This window comes from Mesorhizobium sp. RCAM 05104, from assembly GCF_059683645.1.
Genome location: NZ_CM185033.1, coordinates 2,950,295 through 2,971,396 on the forward strand (window position 1 = coordinate 2,950,295; position 21,102 = coordinate 2,971,396).

Annotated in this window: 19 protein-coding genes, 1 other RNA gene and 1 pseudogene; 7 read left to right on the top strand and 14 right to left on the bottom strand. The window is 64.2% G+C overall.

All coding sequences use genetic code 11. The features are described 5' to 3' along the window. Nucleotides 1-47: 47 nt before the first annotated feature. From AC56QP_RS14560 to AC56QP_RS14570, 3 genes are read left to right on the top strand one after another with little or no spacing between them, the layout of a single operon-like run. Nucleotides 48-1,301, top strand: coding sequence for an NAD(P)/FAD-dependent oxidoreductase (locus AC56QP_RS14560; RefSeq protein ID WP_489859266.1), 1,254 nt, complete (start codon nucleotides 48-50; stop codon nucleotides 1,299-1,301). Nucleotides 1,302-1,338: 37 nt separating this feature from the next. Next, a complete protein-coding gene (locus AC56QP_RS14565) occupies nucleotides 1,339-1,569 on the top strand; it encodes a ribbon-helix-helix domain-containing protein (RefSeq protein WP_489859265.1) in 231 nt (76 codons plus the stop codon). Nucleotides 1,570-1,574: 5 nt separating this feature from the next. Then, nucleotides 1,575-1,901 (top strand): type II toxin-antitoxin system RelE/ParE family toxin, encoded by a 327-nt coding sequence (locus AC56QP_RS14570; RefSeq protein WP_489859264.1) that lies wholly within the window; start codon nucleotides 1,575-1,577, stop codon nucleotides 1,899-1,901. 54 nt (nucleotides 1,902-1,955) lie between these two features. On the opposite strand, the gene AC56QP_RS14575 is transcribed toward AC56QP_RS14570, so the two are convergent. Continuing rightward, nucleotides 1,956-3,233 carry a 4-aminobutyrate--2-oxoglutarate transaminase gene (locus tag AC56QP_RS14575; RefSeq protein ID WP_489859263.1) on the bottom strand — a complete coding sequence of 426 codons (1,278 nt, stop codon included), beginning with the start codon at nucleotides 3,231-3,233 and terminating at the stop codon, nucleotides 1,956-1,958. A 58-nt stretch (nucleotides 3,234-3,291) separates the two neighbouring features. Next, complete coding sequence (locus AC56QP_RS14580) at nucleotides 3,292-3,645, bottom strand: hypothetical protein (protein ID WP_489859262.1); 354 nt, start codon at nucleotides 3,643-3,645, stop codon at nucleotides 3,292-3,294. Between AC56QP_RS14580 and AC56QP_RS14585 the strand changes: the two genes are divergently transcribed. From AC56QP_RS14585 to AC56QP_RS14595, 3 genes and pseudogenes are all read left to right on the top strand, one after another. Further along, nucleotides 3,611-4,597: an efflux RND transporter periplasmic adaptor subunit gene (locus tag AC56QP_RS14585; protein WP_489859261.1), complete on the top strand. Its 987-nt coding sequence runs from the start codon at nucleotides 3,611-3,613 to the stop codon at nucleotides 4,595-4,597. The two genes, AC56QP_RS14580 and AC56QP_RS14585, sit on opposite strands and share 35 nt — an antisense overlap. Next, nucleotides 4,594-5,676: an efflux RND transporter periplasmic adaptor subunit gene (locus AC56QP_RS14590; RefSeq protein WP_489859260.1), complete on the top strand. Its 1,083-nt coding sequence runs from the start codon at nucleotides 4,594-4,596 to the stop codon at nucleotides 5,674-5,676. Before AC56QP_RS14585 ends, AC56QP_RS14590 begins: the two co-directional genes overlap by 4 nt. Continuing rightward, a pseudogene (locus AC56QP_RS14595) lies at nucleotides 5,673-8,775 on the top strand (efflux RND transporter permease subunit). Before AC56QP_RS14590 ends, AC56QP_RS14595 begins: the two are co-directional and overlap by 4 nt. Before the next feature lie 6 nt (nucleotides 8,776-8,781). Here the strand turns inward: AC56QP_RS14595 and AC56QP_RS14600 are convergent. The 12 genes from AC56QP_RS14600 to ffs all read right to left on the bottom strand — a co-directional run bounded on the left by AC56QP_RS14600 (nucleotide 8,782) and on the right by ffs (nucleotide 20,490). Next, entirely contained in the window at nucleotides 8,782-9,531 is a 750-nt protein-coding gene (locus tag AC56QP_RS14600) for an ABC transporter ATP-binding protein (RefSeq protein ID WP_489859258.1), read from the bottom strand. Then, a complete protein-coding gene (locus tag AC56QP_RS14605; protein ID WP_489859257.1) occupies nucleotides 9,528-10,376 on the bottom strand; it encodes an ABC transporter ATP-binding protein in 849 nt (282 codons plus the stop codon). The genes AC56QP_RS14600 and AC56QP_RS14605 overlap by 4 nt, the downstream gene beginning before the upstream one ends. Then, entirely contained in the window at nucleotides 10,373-11,299 is a 927-nt protein-coding gene (gene nikC, locus AC56QP_RS14610) for a nickel transporter permease (RefSeq protein WP_489859256.1), read from the bottom strand. Before nikC ends, AC56QP_RS14605 begins: the two co-directional genes overlap by 4 nt. 196 nt (nucleotides 11,300-11,495) lie before the next feature. Then, the gene (locus tag AC56QP_RS14615) at nucleotides 11,496-12,557 is read right to left on the bottom strand and encodes an ABC transporter permease (protein ID WP_489859255.1); all 1,062 of its coding nucleotides are present in this window, start codon (nucleotides 12,555-12,557) and stop codon (nucleotides 11,496-11,498) included. Nucleotides 12,558-12,575: 18 nt separating this feature from the next. Next, nucleotides 12,576-14,219, bottom strand: a complete 1,644-nt coding sequence (locus AC56QP_RS14620; RefSeq protein WP_489859254.1) for an ABC transporter substrate-binding protein — start codon at nucleotides 14,217-14,219, stop codon at nucleotides 12,576-12,578. A gap of 263 nt (nucleotides 14,220-14,482) precedes the next feature. After that, nucleotides 14,483-15,733, bottom strand: coding sequence for a lytic murein transglycosylase (locus AC56QP_RS14625; protein ID WP_489859253.1), 1,251 nt, complete (start codon nucleotides 15,731-15,733; stop codon nucleotides 14,483-14,485). Nucleotides 15,734-15,758: 25 nt separating this feature from the next. Next, nucleotides 15,759-16,364 carry a recombination mediator RecR gene (gene recR, locus AC56QP_RS14630; RefSeq protein WP_091584573.1) on the bottom strand — a complete coding sequence of 202 codons (606 nt, stop codon included), beginning with the start codon at nucleotides 16,362-16,364 and terminating at the stop codon, nucleotides 15,759-15,761. Nucleotides 16,365-16,554: 190 nt separating this feature from the next. Beyond that, nucleotides 16,555-17,550: a cell wall hydrolase gene (locus tag AC56QP_RS14635; protein WP_489859252.1), complete on the bottom strand. Its 996-nt coding sequence runs from the start codon at nucleotides 17,548-17,550 to the stop codon at nucleotides 16,555-16,557. Nucleotides 17,551-17,683: 133 nt separating this feature from the next. Further along, nucleotides 17,684-18,091, bottom strand: coding sequence for a hypothetical protein (locus tag AC56QP_RS14640; protein ID WP_489859251.1), 408 nt, complete (start codon nucleotides 18,089-18,091; stop codon nucleotides 17,684-17,686). 19 nt (nucleotides 18,092-18,110) lie between these two features. Further along, on the bottom strand, nucleotides 18,111-18,434 hold the full coding sequence (locus tag AC56QP_RS14645) for a YbaB/EbfC family nucleoid-associated protein (RefSeq protein WP_477225316.1): 324 nt from the start codon (nucleotides 18,432-18,434) through the stop codon (nucleotides 18,111-18,113). 30 nt (nucleotides 18,435-18,464) lie between these two features. Continuing rightward, nucleotides 18,465-20,288 (bottom strand): DNA polymerase III subunit gamma/tau, encoded by a 1,824-nt coding sequence (locus AC56QP_RS14650; RefSeq protein WP_489859250.1) that lies wholly within the window; start codon nucleotides 20,286-20,288, stop codon nucleotides 18,465-18,467. Nucleotides 20,289-20,393: 105 nt separating this feature from the next. Then, an RNA gene (gene ffs, locus AC56QP_RS14655) (signal recognition particle sRNA small type) lies at nucleotides 20,394-20,490 on the bottom strand. A 155-nt stretch (nucleotides 20,491-20,645) separates the two neighbouring features. Here ffs and AC56QP_RS14660 point away from each other — a divergent pair. After that, entirely contained in the window at nucleotides 20,646-21,065 is a 420-nt protein-coding gene (locus AC56QP_RS14660; protein WP_091584565.1) for an HIT family protein, read from the top strand. The last annotated feature ends 37 nt before the right edge of the window (nucleotides 21,066-21,102 follow it).

Genomic DNA, 21,102 nt, shown 5'->3' on the forward strand with positions numbered 1-21,102 from the left:
CCAACTGGCGAGACGTCCTAGAATCTGTCGGGGGAATTTGGGCTGCGATGAAGAACGGTGTGGTCATTGTCGGTGCTGGTCATGCGGGCGTGCAAGCGGCCGCCAGCCTGCGCGAGGAGGGGTATGACGGGCCCGTGATCCTCGTCGGCGACGAGAACGAGCTGCCTTATCACAAGCCGCCGCTGTCCAAGACCTTCATCAAGGATGCCGAGGCGAAACCACAGCCCTTGCGCGGCGAAGCCTTCTACAGCGGCAGCGCGATCGACTATCGGCCGGGCGTCAAGGTCGACCGGATCGATGCCGGCGGACGGCTCCTGGACATTGCCGGCGGCGGCTCGCTTGCCTTCGACCACCTGATCCTGGCGACTGGCTCGCGGCCGCGCACCCTGCCGCTGCCAGGCTCCGATCTGTCCGGCGTGGTGTCGTTGCGCTCGCTCGCCGATGCGCGGCTGATCCGCGATCTCAGCGTGCGGAGCGACGAGGTCGTCATCCTCGGTGGTGGCTTCATCGGGCTGGAGATCGCCGCCACGCTCAGGGCAGCCGGCCGCACGGTTACGGTGGTCGAGGCGGTCGACCGGCTGCTCGGCCGCGCCGTGGCGCCGGTCGTGGCGAGCCATGTACGGCTAAGGCTGGAAACGATCGGCGTGCGCATCCTCACCGGCACCAGCATTGCAAGGCTGGAGGGCGAAAACGGCGACGTCACGGCTGCGGTCACCTCGTCCGGTGAAAGGCTGCCCGCACGCATGGTCATTGTCGGCATCGGCGCCGTGCCGAACGTCGAACTGGCGCAGGCCTCCGGCCTCGCCATAGCCAACGGCATTCGTGTCGATCACCAGATGCGGACCTCGGCGCCGGAAATCCTGGCGATCGGCGATGCCGCCTCCTACCGGCACTGGTTCACCGGCGGCGACGTGCGCCTGGAATCGGTGCAGAACGCCACCGACCAGGCGCGGCTTGCCGCACGCACGATCACCGGCCACGCGGACGCCTATTCGGCGGTGCCGTGGTTCTGGTCCGACATTGGCGACATGAAGCTGCAGATGGTCGGCCTGACCGCCGGCGGCGACAGCCACGTCGTGCTGGGCGACCTGCCCGACAACAAGTTCTCGATCTACCACTATGCCGGCGACCGGCTGCTCGGCATCGAATCGGTCAACCGCCCCGGCGACCACATGCTTGGCCGCAAGATGCTCGGCGCCGGCTTCTCGCCGACACCGGAAACGGTGGCTATGGGTCCCGAAGGGCTGAAGGCAGCACTTGCCACGTTTCAGACCATGGAGCCAGCTAGGGCCGGTGCGTAGGATTGCCAATTTTTGCCATACGCTATAAAATGGCTGAATGAGCACCATGAATATCTCGCTGCCAGAAAGCTTGAAGCATTTTGTCGATCAGCAGGTGACGGATCGCGGCTATGGCACGAGCAGCGAGTATGTGCGTGAATTGATCCGCCACGATCAGGATCGTCAACTTCTGCGCGGTTTGCTCATCGAGGGCGCATCATCCACACCGGGCGCTCCCGTCGACGATGATTATTTCGCCGCGCTGCGAAAACGAGCGCAGGGCCAATAAATTAGGTGGCCGCAAAGGCAATTATTCCCCGAACCCGCGCTCTGCGGGATATCGATGACGCTGTTGATTATTATGCCCGCGAAGTTGGTTCGCATATGGCGTTGGGCTATGTCGAGGATCTTCAAAACGCCTACAAATTGATAGCCAGCCATCCGGCATCAGGCTCTCTGAGGTATGGCTACGAAATTGGGTTGCCTGGTCTGCGTAGCGCGCAACTCAAACGCTATCCATATCTGATTTTCTATCTTGAACAGACCGACCATATCGATGTGTGGCGGGTGCTGCACGCCAAGATGGACATTCCAGCTTGGTTGCAGAATCCAAGCTCCTGACGGCACGTTCACCGGGTTCGGCGTCGACCGTCAGGAGAAATGGGCACCGCCCCTTCAGGCGGCGCAGACTTCTCGGATCGAGCTTTCCAGAATGTCGAGCGCCTCGTTCATGACGCTATCCTGGATGGTGATCGGGGCGAGGAAGCGGATGACGTTGCCGTAGACGCCGCATGTCAACAGGATCAGGCCCTTGTCGAGCGCCTTCAGCCTGATCGCGTTGGCGATCTCGGCCGACGGCAGGCCCTTCTTGACGTCGTTGAACTCGACCGCGTTCATGAAGCCCGGGCCTCTGATATCGACGATTTCGGGCACCTCGTCGCGGATCGACTGCAGTCGCTGCTTCAGTCGCCCGCCCAGCGCATTGGCCCGGTCACAGAGCTTTTCCTCTTCGATCACATCGAGCACGGCGTGCGCCGCGGCGACGCCGATCGGGCTGCCGCCATAGGTGCCGCCGAGGCCGCCGGGGCCGGGTGCATCCATGATTTCGGCGCGGCCGGTGACCGCGGCCAGCGGGAAACCGCCGGCCAGGCTCTTGGCCATTGTGGTGATGTCGGCCGCCACGTCGTGATGATCCATCGCGAACATCTTGCCGGTGCGGGCAAAGCCGGTCTGCACCTCGTCGGCGATCAACAGCATGCCGTGCTGGTCGCAGAGCTTGCGCAGCGCCACCATGAAATCGCGCGGCACTTCATAGAACCCGCCCTCGCCCTGCACCGGCTCGACGATGATGGCGGCAACGCGGGCCGGATCGACATCGGCCTTGAACAGGCGGTCGAGCGCGGCCAGCGAATCGGCAACCGATACACCATGCAGCGGCACCGGGAACGGCGCGTGATAGACGTCGCCCGGCATGGCGCCGAAGCCGACCTTGTAGGGAACGACCTTGCCGGTCAGCGCCATGCCCATGAAGGTGCGGCCGTGGAAGCCGCCGGCAAACGCGATGACCGCCGGTCGCCCGGTGGCGTTGCGGGCGATCTTGATGGCGTTCTCGACCGCCTCGGCGCCGGTGGTGACGAAGATCGTCTTCTTCTCGAACTTGCCGGGCAGCATGGCGTTCAGCCGTTCGGCCAACCGCACATAGCTCTCATAGGGTACGACCTGATGGCAGGTGTGGGTGAAGCGGTCGAGCTGCGCCTTGACCGCCTCGATCACCTTGGGGTGGCGATGCCCGGTGTTGACGACGGCGATGCCCGACGAGAAATCGATATAGCGGCGACCCTCGACATCCCAGATCTCCGAGTTTTCAGCCCGGTCGGCGTAGATCTGCGTGGTCATGCCAACGCCGCGTGAGATCGACTGGTTCTTGCGTTCGGAAATGGCTGAATTCTTCATGGTATCCCTCATCGGGCTGGCGCCCGTTCTCGTTTGATCACCGTCTTCTGACCTTATTTCACGTTTTCCTCAAGTCGGCACCACCGGCGGTCGATTGGGCCTGCGGCTCCGGCACGCCCTTAACCAGTCGGGCGATACGCGTGCGAGACCGGTTTTCTTTTTCCGAGGATCGATTATCCTCCCGATTGTCCGCGAGGCATCGCGATCGGCCGCGGCTGAGGGAGCCCATGAGCAGGAACGCGACATCGTCCGTCTCGCCGCCATCGGTCAAAGCTTCCAGCCTTTTGTCTTTTCCTGCCGCCTCGGCAATTTTTGCCTGCACGGCCGCGATGTTGCTGACCGGCTGCCAGAAGCAGGAGGCGGCAAGAAAGCTGCCGGTGATGGTGCGCACGGAGACGGTGGCGATCGCCAACTTTGCGCCGCGAACCTCGCTGACCGGGGTGATCGCCGCGCGCACGCTGAACAATCTGTCGTTCCGGGTCGGCGGCCGCGTCGCCGAGCGGCTTGTCGATGTCGGCCAGCATGTCGATCAAGGTGCCGTGCTCGCCCGCCTCGATCCGCAGGAGCAGGAGTCCGATTTGCGGTCGGCGCAGGCCGACCTCGACGCCGCCCAGGCGCAGTTGACCCAGTCCGCCGCCGCCTTCGAGCGGCAGAAGACACTTCTGGCCCAGGGTTTCACCACCAGGCGCGACTATGACGCGGCCGACCAGGCGCTGAAGGTGGCGCAAGGCAGCGTCGATGCCGCGCGGAGCGCGTTCGCCAACGCTCAGCAGAACCTGTCCTTCACCGAACTCAAGGCAGGGGCCGCGGGCGTGATCACCGCCCGCCAGGTCGAAGCGGGGCAAGTGGTGCAAGCAGCGCAAACCGTCTTCACCGTCGCCGAGGACGGCGACCGCGACGCGGTGTTCAACGTCCAGGAAACTCTGGTCGCCAGGGCGCCGGCCTCTCCGGCGGTGACGATCACGCTGTTGTCCGACCCCCAGGTCAAGGCGATGGGCAAGGTCCGCGAAATCTCGCCGGTGGTTGATCCGGCTTCGGGTTCGATCCGGGTCAAGGTCAGCATTCCCGACACGCCCGCCGGCATGCCGCTGGGGGCAGCGGTCATCGGCTCGGTCAGCGCCAAGCCGACGAAGGCTGTTCTGCTGCCCTGGCAGGCGCTGACGTCGAGCGCCGGCAATCCGGCAGTGTGGGCGGTCGACCCCGCGACCAAGGCGGTGACCACGACGCCGGTCGAGGTGCTGGCTTTCGAATCGGGCACGGTCGTGATCGCCAAAGGGCTGGACGAAGGCCAAAGCGTCGTTACATCAGGCGGACAGTTGCTCAGCCCTGGACAGACGGTCGAGATATCGGGAGCGGGCCAATGAACCGGCTGCCGCGCATCCTGCTTGGCCTGTTTGCGCTTGGCGCGCTTCCCGGCTGCTCGAAGTCGGATGAGAAGCCGCCGCCGGAGATCGTCCGCCCGGTGCTGTCGGTCGTGGTCGAACCGCGCACCACCCAGACCTTCGGCTTCGCCGGCTCGGTCGAGCCGCAATACAGTGCAGACTTGGCCTTCCGCCTGCTTGGCCGGGTGGTCTCGCGTGACGTCAAGGTCGGCGACATCGTCAGCAAGGGCACGACGATCGCCGCGCTCGACCCGACCGCGCTGGAGCTGGCCGTCCAGGCGGCCAGCGCCGAACTTTCCAATGCCGAGGCACAGTTCGCCAACGCCGCCGCCAGCGAGGAACGCCAACGCCAGCTGCTTGCCGCCGCCAACACCTCGCAGGCCGTCTTCGATGCCGCACAACAGGCGCGCAAGGCAGCCGAGGCCGGTGTCGAGCGGGCCAAGGCCGCGCTTGCCAAGTCGCAGGAGCAGCTTGGCTATGCCAGACTGTTCTCGGATTTCGACGGCGTCGTCACCGCCACCGGCGCCGAGGTCGGGCAGACAGTCTCGGCGGGCCAGACTGTCGTCACCGTGGCACGCTCCGATCTGCGCGAGGCGGTGGTCGATATTCCCGACCAGTTGACCGATGATCTGACAGCCGGCACGCCGTTCCAGGTCATCCTGCAATCGCTGCCGACGATCGAGACCCAGGCCAAGCTGCGCGAGATCGCGCCACAGGCCGAGGGCTCGACCCGCACCCGCCGCGTCCGGCTGACGCTCATCGATCCGCCGCAGGCCTTCAGGCTCGGCTCGACGGTGACCGCGACGCGCATGACCAAGGTGGCGCCGACGATCGAACTGCCGCTGTCGGCGCTGCTCGAAAAGGACGGTTCCGACAGAGTGTGGATCGTCGATCCGCAGACATCGAGCGTCAGCGCGCACGAGATCAAGGTTGCCGCCAAGGGCGCCGCCACCTTTACCGTCGCCGAAGGACTGGAGGCCGGCATGCGCGTCATCACCGCCGGCGTACATAGCCTGGCCGAGGGACAAAAAGTCAGGATTCTCGAAGGAGGGGCCACGTGAAAGGCTTCAACCTCTCCGACTGGGCGCTCAGCCACCGCTCCATGGTCTGGTATTTCATGCTGGTCTTCGTCGTCGCCGGCGTGTTCTCCTACCTCAATCTCGGCCGTGAGGAAGACCCCAACTTCACCATCAAGACGATGATCATCCAGGCCAACTGGCCGGGCGCGTCGGTCAAGGAGACCCTGCAGCAGGTGACCGACCGCATCGAGAAGAAGCTCGAGGAGCTCGATAGCCTCGACTTCACCAGATCCGTCACCACCGCCGGCCAGACCGTCATCTTCGTCAACCTGAAGGACACCACCAGGGCGCGCGATGTCGTGCCGAACTGGATTCAGGTGCGCAACATGGTCAACGATATCAAGGGGCAGTTTCCGCAAGGCGTGCAGGGACCGTTCTTCAACGACCGCTTCGGCGATGTCTACGGCAACATCTACGCCTTCACGTCGGACGGGCTGACCCCGCGCCAATTGCGCGACTATGTCGAGGATGCCCGCACAAAAATCCTGACCGTGCCCAATGCCGGCAAGGTCGATCTCGTCGGCGCGCAGGACGAGGCGATCTATCTCGAATTCTCGACCCGCCAGATCGCGGCCCTTGGCCTCAATCAGCAGGCGATCGTGGCCAGCTTGCAGGCGCAGAACGCGATAACGCCGTCGGGCGTCATCCAGTCGGGGCCAGAGCGGATCAGCGTGCGGGTCGGCGGCCAGTTCACCTCGGAGGACAGCCTTCGCGCCATCAATCTGCGCGTCAATGACCGCTTCTTCCGGCTGAGCGACGTGGCGACGATTTCCCGCGGCTATGTCGATCCGCCGACGGCGCTGTTCCGCTTCAACGGCGAGGATGCGATCGGGCTCGCCATAGGTATGAGGCCCAACGCCAACCTGCTGCAATTCGGCGAAGCCCTGCATGAGGAGATGAACAAGGTGCTGGCCGACCTGCCGATCGGCGTCGGCGTGCATCTGGTCGCCGACCAGCCTGTCATCGTCGAGGAGGCCGTCTCCGGCTTCACGCGCGCTCTGTTCGAGGCGGTCGCCATCGTGCTCGCGGTGTCGTTCATCAGCCTCGGCATGCGCGCCGGCTTCGTGGTGGCGCTGTCGATCCCGCTGGTGCTGGCCATCACCTTCACGGTCATGGCCTATCTCGGCATCTCGCTGCAGCGCATTTCGCTCGGCGCGCTGATCATCGCGCTCGGCCTTCTGGTCGACGACGCCATGATCGCGGTCGAAATGATGGTGGCGCGGCTTGAGGTTGGCGACAATCTGCGCAAGGCGGCGACCTATGTCTACACCTCTACCGCCTTCCCGATGCTGACCGGCACGCTGGTGACGGTCGCCGGCTTCATTCCGATCGGCCTCAACAACAGCGCCGCGGGCGAATACACCTTCACGCTGTTCGTGGTCATCGCCGTGTCGCTCTTGGTGTCATGGATCGTCGCGGTGCTGTTCGCGCCGCTGCTCGGCGTCACCATCCTGCCGGCGACCATGAAGCAGCAACATCACGACCAGCCTGGCCGTTTCACATCGCTGTTCCGGCGTGTCCTGATCGGCTCCGTGCGCCATCACTGGCTGACCATCATCGCCACGGTGCTGTTGTTTGCCGCCTCGATCGCCGGCTTCGGCCTCGTCCAGCAGCAGTTTTTTCCGCCGTCCGACCGGCCGGAGCTGATCGTCGACTGGAACCTGCCGCAGAACTCATCGATCGCCGAGACCCGCGACCAGATGGAACGCTTCGAGCAGCGGGCGCTCGTCGGCAATCCCGATATCGACCATTTCAGCTCCTATATCGGCCAGGGCGCGGTGCGCTTCGTGCTGGCCTATGACGTGCAGCCGGCCAATCCCTATTTCGGCCAGACCGTGATCGTCACCAAGAGTATCGAGGCACGCAACCGGGTCAAGCCGGCGCTGGAAAAGCTGCTGCGCGAGGAGTTCGTCGGCACGGACGCCTTCGTCAAGCCGCTCGAACTCGGGCCGCCGGTCGGGCGCCCCGTGCAGTACCGCGTCGGCGGCCCCGATATCCAGACGGTGCGGGAGCTGGCACAACAGTTCTCCGGCGTGATTTCCGCGAATCCGAAGCTGGCAGCACCCACCTTCGACTGGAACGAGCCGCAGCGTGTGCTGAGGGTCGAAGTGCTGCAGGACAAGGCGCGCCAGCTTGGCATCACCTCTTCCGACATTGCCAGCGCACTGAACAGCACGGTCGGCGGCGCCACCATCACCCAGGTGCGCGACGCCACCTACCTGATCAATGTGGTGGCCCGTTCGCGCGAGGCCGAGCGCGGCTCGATCGGAACGCTGCAGAACATGCAGCTGCCGACCGGCACGGGCGAGATCCATCCCGCTCGCCGCGGTGGCCAATTTCCGCTACGAGCTCGAACAGCCAACGGTGTGGCGGCGCGACCGCATTCCGACGATCACCGTGCGCGCCGGGCTGGTCGGCGACGTGCTGCCGGCCACCGTGGTCAACGAACTGAAGCCCGCGGTCGACGCCTTCATCGCCAAGCTGCCGCCGCGCTATTCGATCGCCACCGCCGGCTCGGTCGAGGAAAGCGCCAAAAGCCAAGGGCCGATCGCCGCCGTGGTGCCGCTCATGCTGTTCATCATGGCGACCATCCTGATGGTGCAGTTGCAGAGCTTCCAGCGCCTGTTCCTGGTCGTGGCGGTGGCGCCGCTCGGGCTGATCGGCGTGGTGGCGGCACTGGTGCCGAGCGGCGCGCCGCTCGGTTTCGTCGCCATCCTCGGCGTGCTGGCGCTGATCGGCATCCTGATCCGCAACTCGGTCATCCTGATCGTACAGATCGAGGATCTGGTGCGCGAGGGCAAGGACCGCTGGGCGGCCGTCATCGAAGCCACCGAGCACCGCATGAGGCCGATCGCGCTGACGGCAGCGGCGGCCAGCCTGGCGCTGATCCCGATCGCGCGCGAAGTGTTCTGGGGCCCGATGGCCTATGCCATGATGGGCGGCATCATCGCCGGCACCGCGATTACATTACTGTTCCTGCCGGCGCTTTATGTGACGTGGTTCCGGATCAAGGAGCCGAAGCCGGGGCAGCACGGTGAAGGTACGCACAGCGATGTCTTGGCGGAAGACGGAGCGGCCTGAAGCCGCTCAAGCCGTGCGGACGAAACCCTCGCTGGCTCGTAACAGGTTGCGCGTATAATCCTCTGTCACGCGGTGCGCGACAAGTTGGGCCGCCGTCAGATTCTCAACCGCCTCGCCGCTCTGCATCACCATCAGCCGCTCGCACATATGGGTGATGATGGCGAGGTCGTGGCTGACCATCAGGAAGGTCAGCTTGCGCCGCCGGCGAACCTCTTCCAGCAGGTTGAGCACTTCGGCCTGCACCGAGGCATCGAGCGCCGAGGTCGGCTCGTCGAGCAGCAGGATCGAGGGTTCGAGGATCAGCGCGCGCGCGATCGCCACACGCTGGCGCTGGCCACCCGACAATTGATGCGAGTAGCGGAAGCGAAAGCCGTTGCCGAGACCGACCTCATCGAGCGCCCGCTGGATGCGCTTTTCGCCGTCGGCAAAACCATGGATGGCGAGCGGCTCCTGCAGCAGGCGGTCGACGGTCTGGCGCGGGTGCAGCGAGCCGTACGGATCCTGGAAGACCATCTGCACTTCGCGGTAAAAGGCCTTGTCGCGCCGCGCCCCAAGCTTCTTGCCATTGACGGTGATGCTGCCGGAAGCGACCGGCGCGAGGCCGGCGATGGCCCGCAGCAGCGTCGATTTGCCGGAGCCGGATTCGCCGACAAGGCCGAAGGATTCGCCTGACCTGACTTCGAGGCTCACGCCCTTCAACGCGCGAAACCGGTCGAAGATCACTTCCAGCCCGTCGATGGCAATCGCTGCTGTCATGCCGCCCACTCCGGCTTGCGGTCGAGCACCGGCAGCGGATGCCGTTCGAAGCCGATCCTGGGCATGCAGTTGAGCAGGCCGCGCGTGTAGGGGTGCTGGGCCCGGCCGAGTTCCGACGCCTTGAGCTGCTCGACCACCTTGCCGGCATACATGACGATGACGCGGTCGCAGAAGGACGAGACCAGGCGCAGATCGTGCGAGATGAAGATCAGCCCCATGCCACGCTCGCTCACCAGCCGGTCCAGGATGCCGAGCACGTCGAGCTGAACGGTGACGTCGAGCGCCGAAGTCGGCTCGTCGGCAATCATCATTTCCGGTCCGGCGATCAGCATCATGGCGATCATGGCGCGTTGGCCCATGCCGCCGGACACTTCATGCGGATGCAGGTCGAAGACACGGGCGGGGTCGCGGATCTGCACCGCCTCCAGCATGGCCAGCGCGCGGTCGCGCGCCTCGGCCTTGCCGACCTTCTCATGCGTGCGCAGCGTCTCGACGATCTGGCGGCCGATGCTCATCACCGGGTCGAGCGAATATTTCGGATCCTGCAGGATCATGGCGATGCGTTTTCCGCGCAGCGCCCGGCGTTCGCGTGGCGACGCGGCGAGCAGGTCGATGCCGTCGAAGGCGAGCTTGTTGGCCGATATCCTGGCCTGCGGCGGCGTCAGGCCCATGATGGCGCGGCCGGTCTGCGATTTGCCCGAGCCGGATTCGCCGACGATGCCGAGCCGTTCGCGGCCGAGCGAGAAGGAGACGCCACGCACCGCCTCGATCAGCCCGGTGCGGGTCGGAAAGGTGACGCGCAGATCGTCGACGTCAAGAAGCGTACCCTTTGGCTGCGTGCTCATTGGTCACCACTGCGGGGATCGAGCGCGTCGCGCAGGCCATCGCCAAGCAGGTTGAAGCCAAGGCTGACGATGAGGATGGCGAAGCCCGGCGCACCGGCCACCCACCACTGGTCGAGCACGAAGCGGCGGCCCGAAGCGATCATGGTGCCCCACTCGGGCAGTGGCGGCTGCGCGCCGAGGCCGAGGAAACCGAGACCCGCGGCGGTGAGGATGATGCCGGCCATGTCGAGCGTCACCCTGACGATCAGCGAGGAGATGCAGAGTGGCATGATGTGGCGCAGCACGATGCGGAAGGGTGAGGCGCCCATCAATTGCACCGCCTTGATGTAGTCGGAATTGCGCACGGTCAGCGTTTCGGCGCGCGCAATGCGAGCGTAGGGCGGCCAGGATGTGATGGCGATGGCAAGCACCGCGTTTTCGATGCCGGGCCCAAGCGCGGCGACGAAGGCGAGCGCCAGGATCAGCTTGGGGAAGGCGAGGAAGATGTCGGTGATGCGCATCAGGATGGCATCGATCCAGCCGCCGGCGTAGCCGGCGACGGTGCCGACCAAAAGGCCGATCGGCGCCGCTATGATGGCGACCAGGATGACCACATAAAGCGTCCAGCGCGAACCATAGAGAATGCGCGAAAGGATATCGCGGCCAAGATCGTCGGTACCGAACCAATGCTCGGCGCTCGGCGCCAGCAACCTTGCATTCTTGAGGTCGCCGAAAGTCGGCGAATAGGGCGCCAGCACGCCGGCGAGCGCGGCAACGACCAGCAGCGCGATGATGATGAGCAGGCCGAGAAAGGCCAGCCGGTTGGCGGAAAAACGCCGCCACGCCACATAGGCGCGGCCGAGCCTTGCCTGCGTGCGCGACGCCGGCCGCTCGCTGAGCAGCCAGTCGCGACGAGAGAAAGGGCGGGCGTCGGAGGCGGTCATGACAATGCCCCCTGAAGCTGTCGCCCCCCACTCCGGTCTGCTTCGCAGACCACCTCTCCCCCGTTCGACGGGGGAGAGGAAAGGCGCCAAGCGTGCGACCGCCTTTTCCTCTCCCCCGGGCAGGGGGAGAGGTGGCCCGAAGGGCCGGAGTGGGGGTGATTGGCCGCAGCCGAGCCCAAAAGTGGGATGCCTCTGCTCATCCCGTCTTGGTCCTCGGATCGAGCACGCGGTAGAGCAGGTCGGACAGGAGATTGATGCCGATGAAGACCGAACCGATGACGATGGTGCCGCCGAGAACGGCGTTCATGTCGGCGTTCTGCAGCGAATTGGTGATGTAGAGACCGATGCCCGGCCAGGAGAACACGGTCTCGGTCAGCACCGAACCCTCGAGCAGCCCGGCATAGGACAGGGCGATCACGGTCACCATCGGCACCGCGGCGTTGCGCAGTGCGTGGCCCCAGATGATGCGGGTTTCCGACAGGCCTTTCGCGCGTGCCGCGACGATGTATTCCTGGGTGAGTTCGTTCAGCATGAACGAGCGCGTCATGCGGCTGATGTAGGCGAGAGAGAAGTAGCCGAGCAGCGAGGCAGGCAGGATGATGTGGCGGAAGGCGTCGTAAAAGACGTCCCACTGTCCCTGCATCGCAGAGTCGAGCAGATAGAAGCCGGTGATCGGCGTGAAGGTGTATTCATAGACGACGTCGAGCCGCGCCGGGAAGGCGACCCATTGCAGCTTGGCGTAGAACAGCACCAGCGCCAGCAGCCCGAGCCAGAAGATCGGAACGGAGTAACCGATCAGGCCAATGATGCGCACGATCTGGTCGATGAGGCTGCCGCGCTTGACCGCGGCCAGCACGCCAAGCGGCACGCCGAACAAAGCACCGATCAATGTCCCCAGCGTCGCCAGCTCCGTCGTTGCCGGAAGGGCGCGGCGAATGTCGGTCATGACCGGATTGGTGGTCAGCACCGAGGTGCCGAAATCACCGTTCAGCGCGCTTTTCACATAGATGTAGAACTGCTCGATCAGCGGCAGGTCCAGACCCATTTCGCGACGCGTGCGCTCGACGACATTGGCCGGCGCCCGGTCGCCGAGCACCGCCAGCACCGGGTCGATCGGGATGACCCGGCCAATGAAGAAGGTGACCGCGAGAAGACCAAGATAGGTCGTGATCGCGATGACCAGGAAACGGCCAATGAACGATGCAAGGGCGACGGCGCGGGCGCTGCCGCGCCCGCCCTCGTTTTCAACCGCACTCATGCGGCGCGTCCGCGGGCGTTACTCTTTCGAGACCGGCCCGACGAAGTTGCTGTCGAAGCTCGGGCCGAGCGCGAAGCCCTTGAGGTTCTTGCGCAGGCCGGCCACTTCCAGCTGCTGGTGGATGACCACGAAAGGACTGGTGTCGAGGATCTTCTTCTCGAGGTCCTGGTACGTTGCAGCGCGCTTGGCCGAATCCTTCTCGAGCAGAGCCGCTTCCGTCTCCTTGGTCAGGTCCGGAATGTCCCATGCATTGCGCCAGGCGAGCGTCTTGGTCTTGCCTTCATCCGAATTGTCCGGGTTCGAGGCAAAGGTCTGGGCGTTGGAGTTCGGATCGAAATAATCCTGGCCCCACTGGCCGATATAGATGTCGTGGTTGCGGGCGCGGTACTTGGTCAGCGTCTGCTTGCCGTCGCCGGGGATGATCTCCAGCTTGATGCCGGCCTGTCCCAGTGTCTGCTGGATCGATTCCGCCATGCCGGTCGTCGGCTGGCCGGTGCGTACGTCCATGGTTACGCTGAAGCCGTCAGGCAGGCCGGCCTTGGCCAGCAGTTCCTTGGCCTTGGCGACATCGAGCTTGAACGGATTCTCGTCCAGTTCACCCAGAACGCCCTTGGGCAGGAAGGTCTGGTGGATCTCGCCAATGCCCTTGAGGATGGTCGAGCTCAACGCATCATAGTCGACCAGATACTTGAACGCCTGGCGAACCTCGGGCTTGGCCAGGTTCGGGTTCTTCTGGTTGAGGCTGATGTAGTAGACGGTACCCTTCGGCGCGCTGGTGGTGGTTAGATCGGCGTTCTTGGCGATGGCATCGAGGTCGTTCGGCTCGAGGTTGCGGGCAACGTCGATGTCGCCGGCTTCAAGCGCCAGGCGCTGGGCCGAGCTTTCCTTCATGTTGCGATAGATGACGCGGGCAAGCTTGGCCTTCTCGCCGTAGTAATTGTCGTTGCGCTCCAGCACGACAGCCTCGTTGGCACGCCATTCGCGCAGCTTGAAGACGCCGGAGCCGGCATAGCCGGTCTTCAGCCAGGCATTGCCGAAATCATTGTCCCATTTGTAGTCGGCGCTCGGCGTGACTGCCGCGACATGTTCCTTGACCAGCTTGGCATCGACCACCGAAGCAACGGTTGCCGAGAGGCAATTCAGCACGAAGCTCGGCGCATAGGCCTTGTCGACGACGAACTGGAAGGTGGTGTCGTCGACGGCCTTGGCTTTTTCGGCGACGTTGTCGCCGCTGATGCCGAACTGGTCGATGATGAAGGCCGGGCTCTTGTCCAGCTTGACGGCGCGCTCGAACGAATAGGCGACGTCGGCCGCCGTGATCGGATTGCCCGAGGCGAATTTCAGGCCTGGCTTGAGCTTGAACGTGTAGGTCAGGCCGTCGTCGGAGACGCTCCAGCTATCGGCGAGGTCGCCCTTGACCTTGGAGGTGTCGCCGAGGTCGAGACGGACAAGCAGATCGTAAGTGTTGCCGGTGACCTCTGCGGTCGACAGTTCGAACGCCTCGCCCGGATCCATGGAGATGATGTCATCGATGGCGAAGCCCTCGACCAGCGTGTCGGCGGGCGTGACAGCGAAGGCAGGTGCCGCGCCAATGAGCAGCGCCGACATCGCCGCGCCCGCAAGCAGTGTGCGCGAGCGAAGAGCAAACTTTTCCATCATCATGGTGATCGTTCCCTGTTTTGTTGGTTTGTTGACCTGAGTTCCCGGCTCAGGGTTGCAGAATTCTTGTCGGAGCCAGACGATGGCCCTCTAACCCCTTACCGTCGTGGTTTTTGTCCAATTGGTCAACACCCTATCCGGCCGCCTGTCAGCCGGCAACGGGCATTCGCAGGACAGTGCATTGGACCAGAATGGGGCATGGCGTGTCGATGCACATGCCAGCCAATTGCGGCCGCAGATCGGGAAAAATCTGCTAATTTCGGGGGCTATTTCAGCGCCGCGACCAGGCTTGCGTCGGGGAAGCAGGTGGCGGCCTGACCATTCTTAGCCTGCCATTCGCCGATCGACCGGCGCGTCTTGAAGCCGGGCAGGCCGTCAGCGCTGCCGACATCGTAGCCCTTGGCTTCGAGCGCCCGCTGCAGGGCTGCGATGTCGGAGCGGTAAAGCCCGCCGACCGCGCCCCAATTGCCGGCAAAATTGGCGTCGCCATGGGCGATGCGATCGGCGCCGTGGCCGATGAACAGCGCGTAGAGATCGCTGGTGTTGTATTCCTTCAGCACGTAGAAATTGGGCGTCGCGATAAAGGCCGGCCCGCTGCGCCCGGCCGGCATCAGCAGAAAACCCTCGGCCTTCAGTTCGCTCGCAGGAAACGCTTTTCCGCCGACGCGCTTGATGCCCATCGCCGCCCACGCGGAAATCTTCTTGCCCTGGTCCGGACCTTCGAGCGAACAGGAGACGGTCTCCGGAACGGTCACCTCGAAGCCCCAGCCCCGCCCCCTCACCCAGCCATAGTGAACGAGGTAGTTGGCGATCGAGGCCAGCACGTCCGGCGTCGAGTTCCAGATGTCGACACGGCCGTCGCCATCGAAATCCACAGCATGCTTCAGGAACGACGTCGGCATGAACTGCGGCTGGCCGAGCGCACCGGCCCAGGATGATTTCATCGCACCGACCGGAGCCAGCCCGCGTTCGACGATTTCCAGCGCGGCCAGAAGCTCGGTGCGGAAGAAATCCTTCTTGGTCGACATGAACGCCTTGGTGCCCAGCACCTCGAAGGCGTCGTAGGGCATTTTCGCCGCACCGAAGCCGGTCTCGCGGCCCCATATCGCCAGCAACACTTCGCCTGGCACGCCATAGCGCTTTTCGATTGCGGCAAGTGTCCTGGCATTGGTGGCCTCGCGCGCGCGGCCGCCCGCGGTGACGGCGCCAATGGTCTTTTCGGCGAAGTAGGCGCCGGGTGAGCCGAACTCAGCCTGGTGCTGCTTCTGCGGCGTCGTCGCCTTCTCGCCCGGCTTCACCAGGTCGGGCAGCTTCAGATTGGGCTTGATGCCATCGAAAGCGGCGTCGAAGGTCTTTTTGGAAATGCCTTTCGCCTTGGCTTGCGGCCACAGGTCGTTCTGCAGCCAGGCGTGGAACTGATCGTCGATCCTGGCGGCTGACGCCGGAGCGGTCGAGACCGTCACCGCGAAGGCGAGGCAGAGAAAGACGAGGGTCGATTTCACAAAAGCAGGAACCATCTGCATCCCCTGCCCGCCAATTGCGTCAAAACGCCGTTCGCGAGCGCAGCGCCGCGGCCAGCGTTCCCTCGTCGAGATAGTCGAGTTCACCACCAACCGGCACGCCATGCGCGAGCCGCGTCACCTTGATGTCGAAGCCGGACAGCTGGTCGGTGAGATAGTGCGCGGTCGTCTGGCCCTCCACCGTCGCGTTGACGGCGATGATGACCTCCTTGACCTCACCACCGGCGACGCGGTCGATCAACGAGCGGATGTTGAGCTGGTCGGGGCCGATGCCGTCGAGCGGCGACAGCGTGCCGCCGAGCACGTGGTAGCGCACATTCATCGCCGCCGCCCGTTCGAGCGCCCACAGGTCGGAAACGTCCTCGACGACAATGATGGTAGCGGCGTCACGGCGCGGATCGGTGCAGATCATGCAGGGGTCCGACGTATCGACATTGCCGCAGGTCGAGCAGATGCGCACCTTTTCGGCCGCCTCGCCCATGGCGGCGGCGAGCGGCGACAACAGCTGCTCCTTCTTCTTGATCAGATGAAGTGCGGCGCGCCTGGCCGAACGCGGACCCAACCCCGGCACCTTGGCCAGGAGCTGGATCAGGCGTTCGATCTCGGGACCGGCGATTCGCTTGGACATCGCTCTGATCTAGAGCAATTCTAGGAAAAGTGCGAAGCGGTTTTCCGTCCGGAATTGCGTCAAAATGAAAAGTGGGAACGGTTCACCGTTTCCACGAAACGGTGAGCCGTTCCAGGATTTTTCAGAGCGCTTTGGAACATCCAGAGTCGGCAAGACCCGCCATATTGCGCTGGCGGACCCTGGAGTGCGATCAGTTGGCTTCGAGCGGCCGGCTCTGGCTGACGATCATCGCGCCGATGGCGTCGGTGTCGTCCGGCGTCGACTGGAACCCCATCGACGCCTCCTGCGGCGCGTTCTGGACCGAGCTGATGACCCTTTTGTTCAACGTTCCGCCAAAACGGGCGGCATCGGGTTCTTCCATCGGCTCCTGCATCGCCACCACTATCGGCTTGGCCGAGACGCGCGCCGACTTTGCCGCCGGCGCAGCAGATGCGGTCACATAAGCCTGCTGGGCAGGGGCGGTGCGGGCGGTCGCCGTCTTGGGCTGATGTGCCGGTTCGACCGAGGCAGTCATAAAGGCCTGTTGCGCCGGAGCGGTCCGGACAGACGTCTTGGCCGGACGCGCCGGGTCCGCGGAAGCGACAAGCACGGCCGGAACAGGGGCTGGCGTCGCGGCCGAGGCGATGGCGACGGTCGGCTCATCCGGCAGCGGCTGCCAGTTGCGGCCGCGCTTCTCGTAGAAGGCATTGCCGCCGGCAACCATGGTGTAGTGCATGTTCTTGTAGGGGAACCGCAGCCCGGCGGTGTGGAAATACATCGTGTTCTTGAGCTTGGCCTTGCGCTCGCCTTTGAGCACGGCGTCGGCGGCTTCCTCGACATCGGGCATCGCCCGCGAATTCATTGGCCGGGTCATGACGCCGGGCGCGAACTGCCCGCGCTCGCCCACCACCTCGCAGATGGTGCTGCCGTGGTTGCCGGAGCGCAGCCGATTCATCACCACAGTGCCGACCGCGATCATGCCGTCGCGGCTCGACCGGTTGGACTCGAAGAACATCGCCCTCTCCAGGCATTCCTTGTCCTTCGGCGTGTGGCTGTAGGCCCGCGAGCTCAGGAAACTCGGCGTTATGGCGTCAGTCAGGCTTGCCACGGACATGCCGTGCGAAGTGGTCTGACTGCAAGCGGCCAAGAACAGGGGAGACGTAACGACGCCGAGCAACAGCGGCGTCTTCCATCGCATGGCAATCAACAGGTAACCCTCTCACTTCGATGCCCGCCCCCAGGCTGCGGCAAGAATGAGACACTTTCAGGCAAAATGATGGCTAAAACGTTATTAATGAGGCACTGTTGCCAAATGGGCACAAATGCATGGTTTTTCCCGGTTAGCGCGCGGCCGGCATCGCGGCTGGCTGGCCAGGCTCGACCTCTTCGACTTTCTCGGAAAACAGCCCTCTATCGAGGAACAATTCCCGCGCGTTCCTGGCCGCGGGAGCGATCTTTCCCGGCCAATCGCTCTCGATGAACTCAGCCTTGGTGAAGTCCGGATTTGTCTCGCAGGCCGCCTCGAGGAATTCAGCGATCTCCAGCACGATCGCGCGTTCGTCCCGCGAAAGAGCCGATGTGCCGGCCTCGATCGACGGGAGATGCACGAAATCCTCGAACAGATCGAAATAACCCTTGATGCCGACGAGATCGACGCCCGCATCGCAATCGGCCAGGATTTCCAGAATCTCGTAGATCCGGTTGCGGATACGCTGCTCGATCAGTCTTTCGGACGGCTCTTCGGTCATGGCGTGCCGCCACTGAACGCTAGAAGGGCAGTTTCATTCCTGGCGGGATCGGCAGTCCCGCGGTCAGCGCCTTGGTCTTTTCCTGCATGATCTGCTCGACCTTGGTCTTGGCGTCATTGTGGGCGGCGAGAACCAGGTCCTCCAGGATCTCGACATCGTCCTCCTTGAACAAGGACCGGTCGATCTTCAGCGACTTCATCTCGAATTTTCCGGTCAGCGTCACGTTAACCAGGCCGCCGCCGGCCTGGCCGGATGCTTCCAGCGTGGCGATCTCGTCCTGCATGGCCTGGAACTTGGCCTGCATTTCCTTCGCCTTGCCCATCAGGCCGAGAAGATCTTTCATGGTCGGGTCCTTTGCGAATACTTGCTGGGATCAGGTCTCGTCGTCGTCCGCCGGCGGTTCGACCGGCACATCGGCTTCAGCCGTCTCGGCTTCCGGCGCGTCGGGAATGCGCACGTCGATGATCTTCGCACCGGGAAAGCGCGCCAGGATGGCGGCGACGGTCGGGTCGCTCTTGGCATCCAGGAAGGCATTCTCGCGCTTGGTCGATTCCATTTCGGCGAGGGTCTGGCCGCCCTCCTCCTTCGACAGCGAGACCAGCCAGTTGCGCCCGGTCCAGGCGCGCAACTTCGTCGTCAGATCGTTGAGCAGCATCTTGGGCGCGTCGCTGGTGAGGCCGACATCGATACGGCCGGGCTCGATACGCACGAGACGGATGCAGCTCTTGACCAACACCTTGAAGGCGATGTCACGCTGCGCGTCGGCAAGGGCAACGATGTCGGCCAGCGATTTCAGCGGTACCTGCTGCGTCTCCAGCACCGGTTGCGGTGGCGCGACAAAGGCGACGGGAGCAGGCGCCGCGTCGACCAGCCGCATGGTCTGCGCACCGCCCGGTCCGGCAGGCATGCGCGTCTGCGCCACCGCGCTGGCGCCGCCGCCATTGCCATTGCCGGAAGCTGCTGGCGCTCCATTCGGGCGCGGCGCGCCATTTTGAACCGGTGCCGCGCCCTCAAGCGATCTCAGCGCCTCGTCCAGCGTCGGCAGGTCGGCGGCATGCGCCAGCCGGATCAGCACCATCTCGGCGGCACTGACCGGCCGGTTGGAGGACTGCACCTCGGGAATGCCCTTGAGCAGCATCTGCCATGTCCGCGACAACACCCTGACCGACAGCGTCCTGGCGAAATCGGCGCCGCGCTGCCGCTCGCCCTCGGACAGCGAAGCATCCTCGATTGCCGTCGGCACGAAACGCAGCCGGGTGACGAGGTGGTTGAACTCGGCAAGATCGGTCAGAACGGCGGCCGGATCGGCGCCGGTGTCGTATTGCGTGCGGAATTCGGCCAATGCCGCCGCCACGTCGCCCTTCATCACATGTTCGAACAGGTCGACGATGCGGGCGCGGTCGGCCAGCCCCAGCATCGCCCGTACGGCATCGGCACTGACGGAGCCGGCGCCGTGCGCGATCGCCTGGTCGAGGATGGAGAGCGAATCACGGGCCGAGCCCTCGGCGGCGCGCGCGATCATCGCCAGCGCATCGTCGTCGACCGAAATGCCTTCCTTGGCCGAAATCGAGGATAGGTGGGCGACCAGCGCACCGGCATCGATGCGCCTCAAGTCAAAACGCTGGCAGCGCGACAGGACGGTGATCGGAACCTTGCGGATCTCGGTGGTGGCGAAGATGAACTTGACGTGCGGCGGCGGCTCTTCCAGCGTCTTCAGCAGGCCGTTGAAGGCCTGCGTGGAAAGCATGTGCACTTCGTCGATGATGTAGACTTTGTAGCGGGCCGAGACCGGTGCGTAGCGCACGCGCTCGATGATATCCCTGATATCGTCGATGCCGGTGTGCGAGGCGGCATCCATCTCGATGACGTCGACATGGCGGCCTTCCATGATTGCCTGGCAATGCTCGCCGAGCACGGCAAGGTCGACCGAAGGCTGGTCCATATCGGCGGTTTTGTAGTTCAGGGCCCGCGCAAGTATGCGCGCCGTCGTGGTCTTGCCGACACCGCGCACGCCGGTCAGCATCCACGCCTGGGCTATGCGGCCGCTGGCAAAGGCGTTGGTGAGGGTACGCACCATCGGCTCCTGGCCGACCAGCTCGGAGAAGTTCGAAGGACGGTACTTGCGCGCCAGCACGCGATAGGCGACGGCCTTGCCATTCTCCAGGCTTTCTGGTCCCGAATTTCCGGCTTCGCTCATTCGCCCGTTAAGCTCCAAATGGCCGCGCCCGCAGGCGGCCGATTCCTGCGCATAGTCTCGCTCGCGCTGCAATGCGTCGTCAATGTCGCGAGAGGGGCCAATGAGGTGGGAGGCTGGAACAATGACCCGTTCCGGGCTCGTTAGGGCTGCTTCCTTCCGGACCTGACCCGGTTGGCGAGTGGATCGTCCACCACCAACCTCCCGCTTTCCATATCGGCAATTCGGCGATGAAATGCAAGTGCGCACGAGAATTGGCACACCAAACCGTGAGGGGCATAATGATTCGCTTGCAGCCCCTGTGCCGCCGCTCTAGCGTTTATGCGGTTGAAAAAAACACGAAACGTAAGGGAAACGCCGATGCTGCCGGGCCTGAAGGCCGGATTCACGCTGGATGCCCGGCTGGAGGCGGACAGCGAGCAGTTGATGTGGCTTGGGCTATGCGAATTGCGGGTGATGAACGATCGCCGCTGGCCATGGCTGCTGCTTGTGCCGCAGCGGCCCGGTGCGGAGGAAATCCACGACATGACCCCTCTCGACCAGGCAATGCTGACCTTCGAGACCAATATGGTGGCGCAAGCGCTGAAGAAGGCGACTGGCTGCACCAAGATCAACACCGGCGCGCTCGGCAACATCGTGCGCCAGTTGCACATCCATGTCATCGCACGTTCGGAAGGCGATCCCGGCTGGCCCGGCCCGGTGTGGGGGCACGGCCTGCGCGAGCCCTACAAGCGTTCCGACCTGCGCCGGTTTGCCGAAACGATAAGGGCGGCGCTATAAGCCTTCCCCTGTGTTCATCCCAAAACATGTCCATCCC